This is a genomic window from Woronichinia naegeliana WA131 (assembly GCA_025370055.1).
Classification (GTDB): domain Bacteria; phylum Cyanobacteriota; class Cyanobacteriia; order Cyanobacteriales; family Microcystaceae; genus Woronichinia; species Woronichinia naegeliana.
Genome location: CP073041.1, coordinates 1,276,936 through 1,292,436, shown reverse-complemented (window position 1 = coordinate 1,292,436; position 15,501 = coordinate 1,276,936). Strand labels below are relative to the sequence as shown.

Sequence of the window (15,501 nt, the reverse complement as noted above, 5' to 3'; positions counted from 1 at the left end):
TATTATGCAATCCAATCTTCCTGAATGGGTAAAAGACACCCCTTGCCATATCAGGCAGAATGCTATTTTTGATGCTCACCAAGCCTATACTGCCAGTAGGGATTGTAAGTAGGGCTTGCTGAAAAAAGCTGAAACCTTTACGGAGAAAAATAGTAGGCGAATTAAGAACCGCTAGAATGCACGAAAATAGGGTAGAATGCCTCAAAACCATTGCATTAAGAAGAGAGAAAGCAGATGTACCGAAAGCAACAGTACTCAATTGAAACACCAGAAAACTTGAAAAATCTGTTCGGCGGGCAGTTAGACGAAGAAAATCGTTGGATAGAAATGTCAAAAATGATTCCCTGGGAAGAATATGAGGAAGAATATGCAAAAAACTTCACAGAAAAAAAAGGAGCCCCAGCCAAATCATTTAGAATGGCATTAGGAGCATTAATTATCAAAGAAATTTCAGGAAAAAGTGACAGAGAAACAGTAGAACAAATAAAAGAGAACCCTTATTTACAGTACTTTATAGGAATGGAAAGCTATAGTAGCAAAGAAGCATTTAATGCGTCAATGATGGTTCATTTTCGTAAAAAAATAGGAATGGAATTAATAAATAAAATTAATAAAGAAATAGAAAAAAAAGCGACGGGTGTAGCGTCAGAAAAAAAAGAAAATGAAGGAAAGTTATTGTTAGATGCGACTTGTACACCAGCAGATATAAAATATCCAACGGATATAGGAATATTGAATGATGCCAGAGAAAAAACAGAAAAAATAATAGATAAGCTGTATGAAGAAATAAAAGAGAAAAGGAAAGAAAAGCCGAGGACTTATAGGGAAGTGGCAAGAAAAGAGTACTTAGCCATAGCAAAAAAACGTCGTGTGTCAAAAAAAGAAAGAAGAAAAGGAACAAAAAAACAACTAGGATATATAAAAAGAAACTTGTCTGATATAGAAAAAATGATAGAAGAGGGAGCAAAGTTAGAAAAACTAACGAAAAAAGAGCAAGAAGAGCTTGTAACGATAGGAAAAGTGTATGAGCAACAGTTAGAAATGTATGAAAAAAAGACAAATAAAGTAGAAAACAGAATTGTGAGTGTAAGCCAACCTCACGTGCGTCCAATAGTGCGTGGAAAAGCGGGAAAAGCAGTAGAGTTTGGAGCTAAAATATCGGCAAGTAATGTGAATGGCTTTGTCTTCTTAGACAAATTAAGTTGGGATAATTACAACGAATCGGGAGATTTACAAGCGCGAATAGAAGAATATAAAAGGGAAACAGGATGTTATCCGGAATCGGTTCATGTGGATAAAATCTATCGAACAAAAGCGAATCGAGCTTATTGTAAAGAAAGGGATATAAGAATGAGTGGTCCCCGATTGGGAAGACCGCCGAAAGAGGTGAGCAAAGAAAAAAAGAAAGAGGCACGCTCAGATGAAAGAGTGCGTAATGCCATTGAGGGTAAATTCGGACAGGGAAAGAGGAAATTTAGTCTTGGTCGAGTGATGGCCAAACTACCTGAGACCTCGGAAACGGTAATTGCGATGAACTTTTTGGTAATGAATCTTTCTACTCTACTTCAGAAGACAAAAAGTAAAAAGTTGTAGAGTCGTTTTTCTTGTGAAAAATGGTGTTAATTTTCCTCTCTTTTGTGAGGAGTGATTTGTGTTGACCTTTTTAGACAGAAAGGAACAATAGATTAAACAAAATCTGTATTTTGATTTGTTTCCATAAGGATAAGTTATCTATGCTTTTTCAGTCCATACTTCCCTAACCCACATTTCTTTCGTTTTTTGACTTTTTCAGCAAGCCCTAAGTATAGAAGTTGTAAAGCTCCTAGACAAACAATCAAGTTTAACAACTGCAATTTCAGTAAAGGGACATGATATCCATCTCTAACAAAGGGACTTAGTTTTGTTTCTTCAGAAGAAATTCCTAACGTCAGTCTTTATGCAACTCAACTAATCAAAGACAAGTCAGGAGAATGGTTCTGTGTTTTCCTAGAAGAGGTGATACCCGTAGCACAACAAGAAAATCGCATTATTGCTCTTGACTTAGGAGTAAGAACTTTTCTGACAGGATTTGATGGACAAAACTTCCTAGAAGTAGGCTCATCAGACATGGGACGAATCAACAGGCTATGCAAATATCTTGATGCTCTAATGAGTCGAATTAGCCTATCAAAAGTTGCTAAAGAACGACAAAAGATGAGAAAGGCAGCGTCTCGATTACGGGGCAAGATTCGTGACTTAATTGATGACTGCCATAAAAAAACAGCAAGTTACTTAACAAAAAAATATCCAGCTATCTTGCTGCCAAAGTTTGAAACGTCAGAAATGACCAATCGTTCCAAGCGAAAAATCAGAAGTAAAACTGCCCGACAAATGTTGACCTGGGCGCATTATCGGTTCAAACAAGTCCTTAAAAATAAAGCTGAGTTAAGTGGCTGTCAGGTGTTTGACGTGACAGAAGAATTTACCAGCAAAACTTGTACGAAATGCGGACATATCCACACAAAACTAGGTGGTTCTAAGGTTTTTCGATGTCCCGTTTGTGACCACGTTATTCCACGCGATTGGAATGGTGCTTTGGGTATTATGCTCAAGGCTTTGTCGGGTACGACCTTCACTCTCAGTAACGAGGGTGATGCTATTGTTGCAAAATGCGGTAATATACCGCTTTCTGTCGCATAAATGTATCAGTTATTCCATATTAGAACAGCAAAAATAAATTCAGAACGATTTTGCGTCGTTTCAGCGATCAGTGTAATTGTTAAGAATTGTACAACCCTCTTGTTATAAGGCTTTTTATGTCATGAAACCCTAAATTTAGAATTACTGAATTGTTGTCAATACAAAAAGTACTATTTGTGGTTGATTCACTAACTTGAAACATTAAATCCAATAATTGAAAACTGATATTATGCCTTAGATAAACTAGCATTAAGATTATTTGCATTTCGATTAAAAGCTTAGGATTATTGCCACCAGCCGCTCGATTTAGTCTAAAAAAATTTTTTTCTATTTCTTCCTATTTTCTTTAATACAAAACTTTGCCCTGCTCCATCAATAGTGGTAAGTGATTATAGTCAATACCTAACAATCGCTTTGTTTCCTCTGGATGTTTATTGATGTAAGTTAATTTGACACTCCCCCGCATAACTGACGGGTGCTTTTAGGCTCCTATTTTCTACTGGTAAAATTTTCCATTGTTAGTTTTCCATTTTCTAGAATTATACATTAATTTTGTGCTTTTTAAAATATTATGGAGATGTCCAAAACACCAGAACCTGAAATTTCAACTATTCAATGACCATACAGGCAACAATATAATAATTGGTTGGACAATATTAGGATTAATCAATCGTGGGTCGCCATCTGACAGAATGCTTGTAATTTCTGCAAGTAGTTATGAAGACGTTGAGTTTGCTTAGGCGTTTTACCCGATTTCATGGTCATTTGCCAGAAGAGTAGATCTGTCCTCATTAACCGTAACAGCCGGTGGATCTCGGTTTGCATAACTCGCCATTGATGAGCCATCTTCGGTTCTAAGGTATCATCCGTTAGGGTCAATATCTCTTGCAAAAAATAAGACTCTAGTTCTTCAAATTGGGCCGCGATCGCCTCAGGGACAGGATTTTCTGCCCTCCATAAAACGCTCAAGTTATCAACCCTGGCTGCAAACTGATAGTAAACAGATAAATGTGTTGTAGGTAACATTTTTCAGTAAATCATGTTAGAGTGAAAGTAATTTACTCCGAACCAAGCCTGGAGATTTCTCCCATCAGAAAGGCTGTTTTTAAAAAAAGTCTTAAGATAAAGTATCATTTTCCGAACCTTTCCCTTTCCCTATGCTAATAAACAATAAAGCTATATAGGGTAAAGATAGTTTTCCAATTGAACTTATCAGGGATGCCTGTCTGGCTCTTCGTTCGTTGCGGTTTTATCTGACTGCCTATCTCTGCCATTATCCCCCTTCGTTAAGACCTATGAACGCCCTTGCCACTTTAACCACACCGCCTAAATCCTCTGCTCCTATTGCGGTGACAAGTTCATCACCTCTGCTCATCGATTTGCCCCAATGGCTTCAGGATTGTCTAGATCGCGTGGATATGTCCCAATCAGTCGAGAGTGATTGTTTGATTTGTCAGGCCTTTAAATTTGCGTACCAACTTCATGAAGGTCAATATCGCAAATCGGGAGAACCCTATATTGCCCATCCGGTGGCAGTGGCTGGCTTACTACGGGACTTGGGTGGAGATGAGTCCATGATTGCGGCGGGATTTCTGCATGATGTGGTGGAAGATACGGACATTACAGTGGAGGGTATTGCTGGCTTATTTGGTACAGAAGTGGCGCAATTAGTTGAGGGGGTAACGAAGTTATCTAAGTTTAATTTTTCGAGTAAAACAGAACATCAGGCTGAGAATTTCCGCCGTATGTTTTTGGCGATGGCCCAGGATATTCGGGTTATTGTGGTTAAGCTAGCCGATCGCCTGCATAATATGCGAACCTTGGAGGCTTTGAACGAGGAAAAACAAGCTCGCATTGCCAGGGAAACCAGGGAAATTTTCGCGCCCTTGGCTAACCGTTTAGGCATTTGGCGGTTTAAGTGGGAATTGGAAGATCTGTCTTTTAAATATATTGAACCGGATTCCTATCGTGAGATTCAATCCCTAGTAGCCGAGAAAAGGGGCGATCGCGAATCTCGACTGGAGTTAGCTAAAAATACCCTGCGTAAACGATTGCTAGAAATCGGTGTGAAGCTCGTAGAATTACAAGCTAGACCCAAACATCTTTATGGCATCTACTATAAAATGGTGTCCCAAAAGAAAGAATTTGAAGAAATTTTTGATATTGCCGCTCTCCGCATTATTGTTGAGAATAAAGATGAATGTTATCGGGCTTTAGCGATCGTCCACGATGCTTTTAAACCGATTCCAGGACGTTTCAAAGATTACATTGGCTTACCGAAACCAAACCGTTACCAGTCTCTACACACAACGGTTGTTGGCTTAAATGGTCGGCCCTTAGAAGTGCAGATTCGCACCCTTGAAATGCACCATATTGCTGAATATGGGATTGCCGCTCACTGGAAATATAAGGAAACGGGGCACTCTAATCACACTCAGTTAACCTCTTCCGACGAGAAATTTACTTGGTTACGGCAACTACTAGATTGGCAAAGTGATCTTAAGGATGCTCAGGAATACGTCGATCACCTTAAGGAAAATTTATTTGATGATGATGTCTATGTTTTTACGCCCAATGGCGATGTTATTTCCCTAGCCAGGGATTCTACTCCTGTCGATTTTGCCTATCGCATCCATACGGAAGTCGGACATCATATGAAGGGCGTTCGTATTAATGGTCAATGGAGTGGGGTGGGAACGAAGTTAAGAAATGGTGATATTGTCGAAATTGTGACCCAAAAGAATGCCCATCCTAGTTTAGATTGGCTCAATTTTGTGGTGACACCTAGCGCACGGCATCGAATTCGGCAATGGTTTAAGCGATCGCGGCGGGATGAAAATATTTTACGCGGTCGGGAATTACTGGAAAAAGAGTTAGGAAAAAGTGGACTGGAATCCTTGCTCAAATCACCTCCCATGCAAGCCGTAGCTGAACGCTGTAATTATCAGAGTGTCGAAGATCTCTTAGCCGGTATGGGGTATGGAGAAGTGACGCTTAATCAGGTTGTGAATAAACTGCGGGAAACAACAGTTAAAACCCAACAGCCTGAGATTACAATTTCAACTGCTTCCTATGTTTCTAACCCGCCCCCATCTTCAGACAAAGGCAAATCTCCGATCGCCGGAGTAGAGGGTTTGCTCTATCACATTGCCGGTTGTTGTCATCCCTTGCCAGGGGAACCAATCATTGGAGTCGTGGGACGAGGAGCCAAGGGAATTGCCATTCATCGTCAAGGTTGTCCAAATTTAGATAGTGTGACCGGGGAACGGTTAATTCCGGTGAAATGGAATCCCCAAAATGGCAATAATGGTCATACTTATCCGGTGGATATTCTGATTGAAGCTATTGATCGGGTCGGTGTCTTAAAAGATATCCTCTTACGCTTAACGGATTGCAATATTAATGTCCGTAATGCTGGGGTTAAAACGGGCCATGGCAAACCCGCCATGATTAGTTTGCAGATTGATATTCGAGATCATCAGCAATTAGAAAATATTATTGCCAAGATCAAAAATATGAGTGATATTCTCGATTTACGTCGCATTACTTCAGTGGAGGTTGCCTAGATTTATTCTAAAATTAATTGCAGTTCTAGTCCCTTTGTGAAGATCTCATCCAAGGCGACCATTTGACCATCGGTTGTCATAAACTGGTGATCCGCCGTAGCTCGAATTACTGAACCGTCCTCTAATTCATATTCAAAAACTTCCTGTTGTCCACGATTATGCCATTGGGCGATCGCCTGGGTATAAACAAAACCATTAGCATCCACACTATAAACGGTGCATTGAATTTGCTCTTTAACAATTTTACCAATAGACATAGGGCCATATTCTACGGTAAGAACAAGACTATCTTCACTTAAGCAGTATTCCGCAAAATTAACCATCTGATCGAAAAGATGTTCAGCAATGCGTTTTTCCACACCATTTTTAGCAGAGCCATCGATAAAAACTTCACGATGTTTTTGCATTTCGGAAGCTTTCTTTTTCCCCATTGCCCGACGTAATAGATCAGCTTCTCCTAAAGAATAATTAGCTAGATCTTGAGCCATCTTCATGATTTGCTCTTGGTACACTAGCACTCCATAGGTTTCATTCAAAATGGTTTCTAATAAAGGATGTTCATAGGAAATGGCTTCTCGTCCGTGCTTACGATCAATAAAAATGGGAATTAAACCCGCATCTAAAGGGCCGGGTCGATAGAGAGCTAAAATAGAAGAAATGTCCTCAATTCCCGAAGGTTTTAAGTCCTTAACAATTTGTTTCATGCCCTGGGATTCTAGCTGAAATATTCCTTCCAGATCGCCATCTTCTAATAGTTTGTGAGTTTTCCTGATGTCTTCCGGTAGCTTTTTAGCAGTTCCTTTGGCAATAATTTGTAATGCTTTCCGTTCGTCGAGGGGAAGTTGATCTAGATCTAACTCAATCCCTTGATTCTGTTTAATGAGTTCCGTTGCTCTTTGTAAAGTAGTTAGGTTTTTTAAGCCTAAAAAGTCCATTTTTAATAGGCCGAGAGACTCCAAATCCTCCATAAAATATTGGGTAATCACGGCTCCATCATTATTCTTTTGCAGAGGCACAATTTGATCCAAAGGTTCGGAGGAAATGACCACTCCCGCCGCATGAACTCCAAAGGTTTTATTGGTTCCTTCAATGCAAATAGCCATATCCAACCAATGTTTTACACTGGGATCATTATCGTAACGAGCTTTAAAGGCTGGTTCAGGTGTCTGATCAGAAATCATGACCTTTAATTTAGTTGGTTTTCCCCGCGAAACTGGAATCATTTTGGCCATTTTATCTGACTCAGCATAGGGAATATCTAATACCCTGGCCACGTCTTTTAAGACGGCTTTAGAGGTCATACGATTAAAGGTAATAATCTGGGCAACGTTGGCTTCTCCATACTTTTCAGTGACATATTGAATCATTTCATCGCGGCGATCAATGCAAAAATCCGTATCTACGTCTGGCATGGATTTGCGTTCGGGATTTAAAAATCGCTCAAAAAGTAAACCATGATGAACTGGATCAATGTTAGTGATTTTCATGGAATAGGCAACCAGAGAACCGGCGGCTGATCCGCGTCCTGGCCCGACTGGAATACCGTGATCCCTTGCGTATTTAATGTAATCCCATACCACTAGAAAATAGGTACAAAAACCCATTTGTTGCAACATTTTTAATTCGTATTCCAGGCGATCACGATAGACTTGACTCACTTCTTCCCGCGATCGATATTTTAAGCGTTCTAATAAACCTTGCCAGGCAATTTCTTCAACGTAAGTATCGGGGGTATGACCAGGGGGAACAGCATAATTGGGAATACGCGGTTCGCCCATAATTTTATAGGGTTCCACTTTTTCCGCCACTTCTAGCGTATTTTGAATCGCTTCTTCAATTACCTCCTCACTAAGATGATCCCGAAAGAGAAGACGCATTTCTTCAGCCGATTTGAGATATTCCGTGCCACTATAACGGAGACGTTTTTGTTCCGTAATTAATTTTCCCGTTTGAATACAGAGTAGAGCATCATGGGCCTCCACATCATTGCAGGAAATAAAATGGGAATCATTGGTCGCAACAATTTTAATCTTTAGCTGCTGGGCAATTTTAACCAGATTAACGTTAACAATGCGATCTTCGATAGAGCCATGATCTTGAATTTCTAGATAATAATCCTCTCCAAATAAATCTTGATACCATTTCGCAACTTCCTTCGCTCTTTTGAGATCGCCTGCTAAAATTGCCTGGGGAACTTCTCCACCGAGACAGGCACTGGTGACGATTAAACCTTCGCGATACTGGGTTAATAGCTCTTTATTAATGCAAGGACGAGCAAAAATTCCTTTCCCCTGAATACCTTTTAAATTAGAAATCGTGGTTAATTTGACTAAATTTTTATAGCCCTGGGTATTTTTGGCTAAAACGACTTGATGGAAACGGCGATTTTTCTTATTTTCCTCAATATTGCCATTAATTACATACATTTCATTGCCAATAATGGGCTTAATATTTTTATTGCGACAGACTTTGAGTAATTCGATCGCGCCATACATAACCCCATGATCCGTTAAGGCGATCGCTGGCATTTCCAACTCAATAGCCCGATCAATTAAAGCCGGTAACTGAGAAGCCCCGTCCAATAAACTGTAATCACTGTGAATATGTAAACCGACAAAGGACATAAGTATAAAGTCTAAATAGAGTCTGTGTGTTTCTCGTTTAAGTTTTTATTCAATTTTTAAATATTGCCTTTAATATTGTCTGCATCCCCCATTTTTAGGGGGATTACTCAGAGATCAACTAACGGGGATCAGTACGGACAAGGTAGGGGAATTTACTCTTATCAACGCTAAACCATTCTTCTTGAAGGTCATGGTTTTCAGGACTGGCAACGACGGAATCGACAAAACCTTTCCAAGCTGAGTCATTTTTAGGAAGAATACAGCCATAGAGTTCTGTGGTAATGGGTTGTTTGGGAGTAAGGGCAAATGCTTTAGGATTGTTGCCATCTTTTACCAATTCACCAATCAGCAGAATTCCATCACTAACCACCGCTTTAACTTCCCCTTTTTTTAATTTAGCAATACCTTGCTGGCGATCCTTGACCGCAACCCATTTAGCAGAAGGATAGATTTGGGGGATAATATCGTAGGTTGTCGTTCCCGCCAGATAAGCGATCGGAATCCCCTCAAGCATACCGTTAATATTGAAATTCTTTTCGTCAGCTTTTTTGATTAAAAATTGCGCACCAGACATAAAATATGGGATCGAGAAGTTGACTATTTCTAGGCGTTCTTCGGTAATAGTCGCTGCTCCACAAACAACATCAGAGCTACCATTTTGAACCACTTTAAACCGATCAGCCAGTGTAACCGGCTTAAGATTTAATTTGATCGGCTTGCCCAATTGCTTTGCTAATTTCTGTTGAATCAAGGTAGTCAGATCCACCGCGTAGCCATCCAGTTTTCCCTTTTCATCTAGATAACCGAAGGGAACTGCATCGGTTCGAGTGGCGGCATTAAGTTCCCCAGTTCTGGCAACTTTTTCAAGAACCGTTTCTGCCCAAGCACGACTAGCCATTCCGGTCAGTAACAAGAACGTTAATAGAGGCAACATTTGTTTTTTTAGCATTGTTTTCAACTCCTCAAACCCATGAATTTTACTGGTTAATTTAAGAGAAAAAGAGAATAAAAGAGAATATTTGATAATCTATTTCTCTATTCATTTCAATGTTTGACATAAACAAAGATTATTTACGTCATTGAACCGCTTTTGACATCCTTTTGGACAGCGATCGCCGTTATCTCCCTCAATTGATGGTTAAAGATCATAACAGTTTTTGCTAAAGAGTAGTCGCTTGACAGGCTTTCTGCGTATCCTAGAGAGATAGCCCTATTATTGTAATCTGACTGCTATGCGTGATCTAGTCCAAAAAGCCCTCTATCTTGGCGTGGGGATTGCCGCCTATGCGGCGGAAAAAGCGGGAGCCAATCTCCAAGAACTGAGAACCCAAGCCCAAAAACTGGCTGATGAACTGGTCGTACGGGGAGAAATGACCACGGAGGAGGCCAAACGCTACGTTGAAGAGTTAATCCAAGATGCCCAGGTTGGCCCTGAGCAAAAATCAACGGATAAAACGCCCCGTGAACCCCGCCGCATTGAAATTGTTTTTGATGATCAAGACAAGGCTTCGACCGAATCCCCGCCCCCAGCTTCCTCCAGTCCTAAATCCTCAGACAGTTCAGGGGTCGATGAATTACGTCAACAGGTAGCCGCCCTCCAAGAAGAGTTACGACGGATGCGTCAGCAGTAATTTTTCAGCTTATCCTCTGAATTATCTAAGAGACAAGGTATTGGCCGCGATCGCTCACCATGAGAACTTTAACTATAGGAACTTTTTTTGATAAAACCAGCATAGAAAAAGGAACACAGTTAGCAATGGAAGATTGGCAAACAGATTTTTTACGCTTTGTAGAAACCGTGACCACCACTGTTGAAGACTTTTTAGGGGAAGTCGAACAGACGTTAGAACAAGTTGGGGAATCGGTACTCGAAGATGTGACGACTCCTTTAGAATCCCTCTGGCGAGAATGGATCGAACCTTTTGTGGATTCTAATCATGACATCGCTGTCGAATTTGCGGTTACGCCCCCGACCTCCGAAGAAGAACCTAACCTGTGGCTCAATCCCAAAATTGCCGCTACCACAAACGTCCATCCTGCCTGTATCGGCTGTTGTCACTATCACGGCAGGGTTTATAACAACACCATTTTCGTTTGTGCCATGCACCCCTACGGCTCTGAATCCAACCGCTGTCCTGATTGGCAAAGCATGATTAAAACCTCCTAGAGTGTGATGAAATTCTTTATGTCATCATGTCATCTCTGGCTAACTCTCAACACCTTGCTCTTCTAAGATTTTAAAAATTAATCAAAATCTCACCAAAACAAAAATATGGATACAAATGACTGGCTACGGCAACTTCTCCTGATGGGAATTGGCACAACGACCCTAGTGGCTGACAAACTGGGAGAAGTCGGTGATCAATGGGTCAAAGATGGTAAGATCAACCCGGATCAAGCCAAAGCCTTTGTTGATGATTTGCTCAATCAGGTTAAAACAGAACAAAGCAACTGGGAAACTAACCTAGAACGTCAAATGCGAAATATGTTGCAGGATTTAGGCGTTCCCCGTCAATCGGAAATGGACGAACTGCGCGGTCGCATCGATCGCCTGGAACGACAACTTCGAGAACTAGAAAATCAGCGTTGGCGATGAACTTTAACCGCGAAGGCTTTTTCCTTGCCATTGCAACAATTGCTTTGAAGTTTCCCTTTCATTTAATCCTTTAAATTCTTACCTAATGTTCAATAAAACGAAGTCAATGAAAGAAGTTTTAATTAGCTTAAGTTTTGTCCTTTTTTTTGCTGTTATCTTAATTTTTTCCAACCTGTTTAATGGTGGCTCTTCTCAGACAGATGTTCTAGCCGCTAACCTTAAAACTGTTAATCCCACTGTCTCGACAGATGACAACTCGACCGCTACACTGGCTGCAAAGATAGATCAGGAAATTGCACAAATGTCCTCTCAAAAAACAGTTACAACGGACTCTGGACTCCAGTACATTGATATAGTAGAAGGGGAAGGGGCTTCTCCTACCCAGGGCCAAACCGTTGTTGTTCATTACACAGGCACTCTCACCAATGGCAAGGTTTTTGATAGTTCAGTCGAGCGGAATCAACCTTTTTCCTTCAAGATTGGTGTCGGCCAGGTGATTAAAGGTTGGGATGAAGGCGTTATGTCGATGAAAGTGGGTGGTAAACGTCAGTTAATTATTCCTCCCGATTTGGGGTATGGAGCCAGAGGGGCTGGCGGCGTAATTCCCCCCAATGCAACGCTTATTTTTGATGTTGAACTTTTAAAGGTTAATTAACAGCTCGAAGCACGAGTAATCTGACGGATTAAGACCTATGACAAAGTTTGTGTTTGTAACTGGGGGTGTGGTTTCCAGTATTGGCAAAGGAATTGTGGCGGCCAGTTTGGGTCGTCTCTTTAAATCACGGGATTACTCGGTTTCAATCCTCAAGCTTGACCCCTATATTAATGTTGACCCTGGTACCATGAGTCCTTTTCAGCATGGGGAAGTATTTGTCACCGAGGATGGGGCAGAAACGGATTTAGATTTGGGACATTACGAACGTTTTACCGACACTTCCATGTCCCGTTTAAATAGTGTCACCACTGGCTCTATTTATCAGGCGGTTATTAATAAAGAGCGTCGCGGAGCTTATATGGGGGGAACAGTTCAGGTTATTCCCCACATTACCAATGAAATTAAGGAACGGATTTTGCGGGTCGCTCACAATACTAATCCTGATTTAGTGATTACGGAAATTGGTGGAACGGTGGGAGATATCGAATCTTTGCCTTTTTTAGAGGCTATTCGTCAGTTTCGCAAGGAAGTGGGACGCAATAATGTGGTTTATATGCACGTTACCCTGATTCCCTGGATTCCGGCGGCTAAGGAGATGAAAACCAAGCCGACTCAACATTCGGTCAAAGAGTTACGCTCGATTGGTATTCAACCTGATGTGCTGGTCTGTCGCTGCGATCGCCCTTTACATCCAGGCATGAAGGAGAAGTTATCGGAATTTTGTGATGTACCGGTCGAATCAGTGATTACCTGTCAGGATGCCAGCAGTATTTATGAAGTGCCTTTAATCCTAGAACAGGAAGGGTTAGCCCAACAAACTATCGAACTATTAAAGTTAGAAGCCCGCCATCCCCATTTGACCCAGTGGCAATCCTTGGTGGAAAAAATGCGATCGCCCCAGCATGAGATTGAAGTGGCCTTAGTAGGTAAATATATTCAACTTAGTGATGCCTATCTCTCCGTTATTGAAGCTTTAGGCCATGCCGCGATCGCCGTTAACAGTAAATTAAATGTGCGCTGGATTAGTGCAGAAGAAATAGAAGAAAATGGAGCCGATCATCATCTAAAAGGGGTTAGTGCCATTCTAGTACCAGGGGGGTTTGGAGTGCGTGGTGTGGATGGCAAGGTAAAGGCAATTGAATATGCTCGCCAACAAAAAATACCCTTTTTAGGACTCTGTTTGGGAATGCAATGTGCCGTAATTGAATGGGCTAGAAATGTGGCCAATTTACCTCAGTCCAACAGTGCTGAATTTGAACCAACAACCCCCAATCCGGTCATTAATCTGTTACCTGAACAACAGGATGTGGTGGATTTAGGAGGAACTATGCGATTAGGACTTTGTCCCTGTCGTTTAGCCACCAATACCCTCGCCTTTTCCTTGTATCAACAGGAAGTCGTTTATGAACGTCATCGCCATCGGTATGAGTTTAATAATGCCTATCGTAGTCTTTTTCTAGAGACGGGTTTTGTGGTGAGTGGAACTTCCCCCGATGGTCGTTTAGTAGAAATTGTGGAATATCCCCATCATCCCTTTTTTATAGCCTCTCAATTTCATCCCGAATTTCGTTCCCGTCCTAATCAGGCTCATCCTTTATTTTTAGGATTAATGCAGGCTGCTCTTACTTATCAAGCCTCAAATTTAGTGGAACCCATTTCCGCAAACAATCATTTGGAATTAGTCCCTTTAGAAATTTAACCGGAGTCAAAAACACCATGCCTAAATATGTTTTATGGGGGAGTTACTGTGAAGATGTGCTGGAAAAACGCGCTCCCTATCGTCAAGCTCACCTAGAGGGTCTGCAAGTTCAAAAGGAGCAAGGGGTTTTAATAACCCTAGGCCCAACTCAAGATTTAACGAAGGTTTTTGGCATTTATGACGCAGAGGATGAGGCTACCGTTAGGCAATTAGTGGAAGCCGATCCCTATTGGCAAAATGGTGTTTGGACAGAATATGAGGTGAAGGAATGGATTCAAGCTTTTTAAATTTGATTTGATGGCGATCGCCGGTTATCTCTAGGGTAGTGTTCTGAATCTGTGGATAAGACCAATCGTAATGAGTGAACTGACTACGTTCTGGAAATGCGATCCACCGGTCTAGAACATTACCGTTTTTCTGAACTCAATTTTTTATCTCATCCTATTAAAAGCGGTCTTTATGTTTAATTAATCCCGCAATACCCAAAACGAGTAAACCTACCGTAGTAGTTGGTTCAGGTACAGATTGAACGCCAAAAGCTAGAAATTGGGTAAACTGAGTGGAACTAAAATTATTATCACTGACTAAAATCAGCGATCGCTCTCCATTCGGCAGAGTTGAACCAAAGGTAATTCCTTCAACATTGTCAATAGGAATGCCCAAACTTGTCAAGTCTAGTAACAAAGTTTTTTTGGCGGGAATAATTCCGGCTGTTCCACTGGCAATCAGAGAATTATTATTGATAATATTGGAAGATCCAGCTAGAGAAAGTTGATAAATCTGTAATTAGGGCTTGCTGAAAAAGTCAAAAAACGAAAGAAATGTGGGTTAGGGAAGTATGGACTGAAAAAGCATAGATAACTTATCCTTATGGAAACAAATCAAAATACAGATTTTGTTTAATCTATTGTTCCTTTCTGTCTAAAAAGGTCAACACAAATCACTCCTCACAAAAGAGAGGAAAATTAACACCATTTTTCACAAGAAAAACGACTCTACAACTTTTTACTTTTTGTCTTCTGAAGTAGAGTAGAAAGATTCATTACCAAAAAGTTCATCGCAATTACCGTTTCCGAGGTCTCAGGTAGTTTGGCCATCACTCGACCAAGACTAAATTTCCTCTTTCCCTGTCCGAATTTACCCTCAATGGCATTACGCACTCTTTCATCTGAGCGTGCCTCTTTCTTTTTTTCTTTGCTCACCTCTTTCGGCGGTCTTCCCAATCGGGGACCACTCATTCTTATATCCCTTTCTTTACAATAAGCTCGATTCGCTTTTGTTCGATAGATTTTATCCACATGAACCGATTCCGGATAACATCCTGTTTCCCTTTTATATTCTTCTATTCGCGCTTGTAACCCATATCCCGTACTAATTTTGAAAAAATAAAAATAGATTCAAAAATAGCAACAGAATAGTTAAAATAAAAAAGCTAACAAACCGAGGAGAAAATGACCCAATTAAACGTTAAAAATCTCGACCATTTAGGAATAATCGCGGCCGTAGTTGATGAACTAGGTCTAGTGGATTATATCAATGAACAGTTACAAGAAAATGACCGTGCGAAAATCAGTGCGGGTCTGGTGGTTAAAGCCATGATTCTCAATGGCTTAGGATTTATTAATTCTCCCTTGTATTTATTCAGGGAGCATCTCACCTCTGCAATAAGTAGAAATACTTAA

General features: G+C 40.8%; 13 protein-coding genes and 2 pseudogenes. 10 read left to right on the top strand and 5 right to left on the bottom strand.

The features are described 5' to 3' along the window. Positions 1 to 234 precede the first annotated feature (234 nt). Positions 235 to 1,572 (top strand): annotated as a pseudogene (locus KA717_06705) (IS5 family transposase). A 423-nt stretch (positions 1,573 to 1,995) separates the two neighbouring features. Further along, positions 1,996 to 2,679 (top strand): transposase, encoded by a 684-nt coding sequence (locus KA717_06700; protein UXE62454.1) that lies wholly within the window; start codon positions 1,996 to 1,998, stop codon positions 2,677 to 2,679. A gap of 666 nt (positions 2,680 to 3,345) precedes the next feature. Here KA717_06700 and patD read toward each other — a convergent pair. After that, positions 3,346 to 3,648 carry a heterocyst frequency control protein PatD gene (patD, locus tag KA717_06695; protein ID UXE62453.1) on the bottom strand — a complete coding sequence of 101 codons (303 nt, stop codon included), beginning with the start codon at positions 3,646 to 3,648 and terminating at the stop codon, positions 3,346 to 3,348. A gap of 326 nt (positions 3,649 to 3,974) precedes the next feature. Here patD and KA717_06690 point away from each other — a divergent pair, with 326 nt between their 5' ends. After that, on the top strand, positions 3,975 to 6,245 hold the full coding sequence (locus KA717_06690) for a bifunctional (p)ppGpp synthetase/guanosine-3',5'-bis(diphosphate) 3'-pyrophosphohydrolase (GenBank protein ID UXE62452.1): 2,271 nt from the start codon (positions 3,975 to 3,977) through the stop codon (positions 6,243 to 6,245). Between the two features lie 2 nt (positions 6,246 to 6,247). On the opposite strand, the gene KA717_06685 is transcribed toward KA717_06690, so the two are convergent. Together KA717_06685 and KA717_06680 are read right to left on the bottom strand one after the other, a co-directional pair. Further along, positions 6,248 to 8,869, bottom strand: coding sequence for a DNA polymerase III subunit alpha (locus KA717_06685; GenBank protein ID UXE62451.1), 2,622 nt, complete (start codon positions 8,867 to 8,869; stop codon positions 6,248 to 6,250). 118 nt (positions 8,870 to 8,987) lie between these two features. Next, positions 8,988 to 9,818, bottom strand: coding sequence for an amino acid ABC transporter substrate-binding protein (locus tag KA717_06680; GenBank protein ID UXE62450.1), 831 nt, complete (start codon positions 9,816 to 9,818; stop codon positions 8,988 to 8,990). 283 nt (positions 9,819 to 10,101) lie between these two features. Between KA717_06680 and KA717_06675 the strand changes: the two genes are divergently transcribed. The 6 genes from KA717_06675 (at position 10,102) to KA717_06650 (ending at position 14,106) form a co-directional block, all read left to right on the top strand. Continuing rightward, entirely contained in the window at positions 10,102 to 10,500 is a 399-nt protein-coding gene (locus KA717_06675; GenBank protein UXE62449.1) for a hypothetical protein, read from the top strand. A gap of 59 nt (positions 10,501 to 10,559) precedes the next feature. Further along, positions 10,560 to 11,036: a hypothetical protein gene (locus KA717_06670; GenBank protein UXE62448.1), complete on the top strand. Its 477-nt coding sequence runs from the start codon at positions 10,560 to 10,562 to the stop codon at positions 11,034 to 11,036. Between the two features lie 105 nt (positions 11,037 to 11,141). Then, entirely contained in the window at positions 11,142 to 11,465 is a 324-nt protein-coding gene (locus tag KA717_06665) for a phasin family protein (GenBank protein UXE62447.1), read from the top strand. Positions 11,466 to 11,571: 106 nt separating this feature from the next. Beyond that, positions 11,572 to 12,120 carry an FKBP-type peptidyl-prolyl cis-trans isomerase gene (locus KA717_06660; protein UXE62446.1) on the top strand — a complete coding sequence of 183 codons (549 nt, stop codon included), beginning with the start codon at positions 11,572 to 11,574 and terminating at the stop codon, positions 12,118 to 12,120. Positions 12,121 to 12,157: 37 nt separating this feature from the next. Next, complete coding sequence (gene pyrG, locus KA717_06655; protein UXE62445.1) at positions 12,158 to 13,819, top strand: CTP synthase (glutamine hydrolyzing); 1,662 nt, start codon at positions 12,158 to 12,160, stop codon at positions 13,817 to 13,819. A 17-nt stretch (positions 13,820 to 13,836) separates the two neighbouring features. Beyond that, on the top strand, positions 13,837 to 14,106 hold the full coding sequence (locus tag KA717_06650) for a YciI family protein (protein UXE62444.1): 270 nt from the start codon (positions 13,837 to 13,839) through the stop codon (positions 14,104 to 14,106). Positions 14,107 to 14,263: 157 nt separating this feature from the next. Here KA717_06650 and KA717_06645 read toward each other — a convergent pair whose 3' ends face one another. Continuing rightward, entirely contained in the window at positions 14,264 to 14,545 is a 282-nt protein-coding gene (locus KA717_06645) for an esterase-like activity of phytase family protein (GenBank protein UXE64571.1), read from the bottom strand. Positions 14,546 to 14,814: 269 nt separating this feature from the next. Beyond that, a pseudogene (locus KA717_06640) lies at positions 14,815 to 15,177 on the bottom strand (transposase). Between the two features lie 93 nt (positions 15,178 to 15,270). On the opposite strand from KA717_06640, the gene KA717_06635 reads away from it, so the two are divergent. Continuing rightward, entirely contained in the window at positions 15,271 to 15,501 is a 231-nt protein-coding gene (locus KA717_06635; protein ID UXE62443.1) for a DUF4277 domain-containing protein, read from the top strand.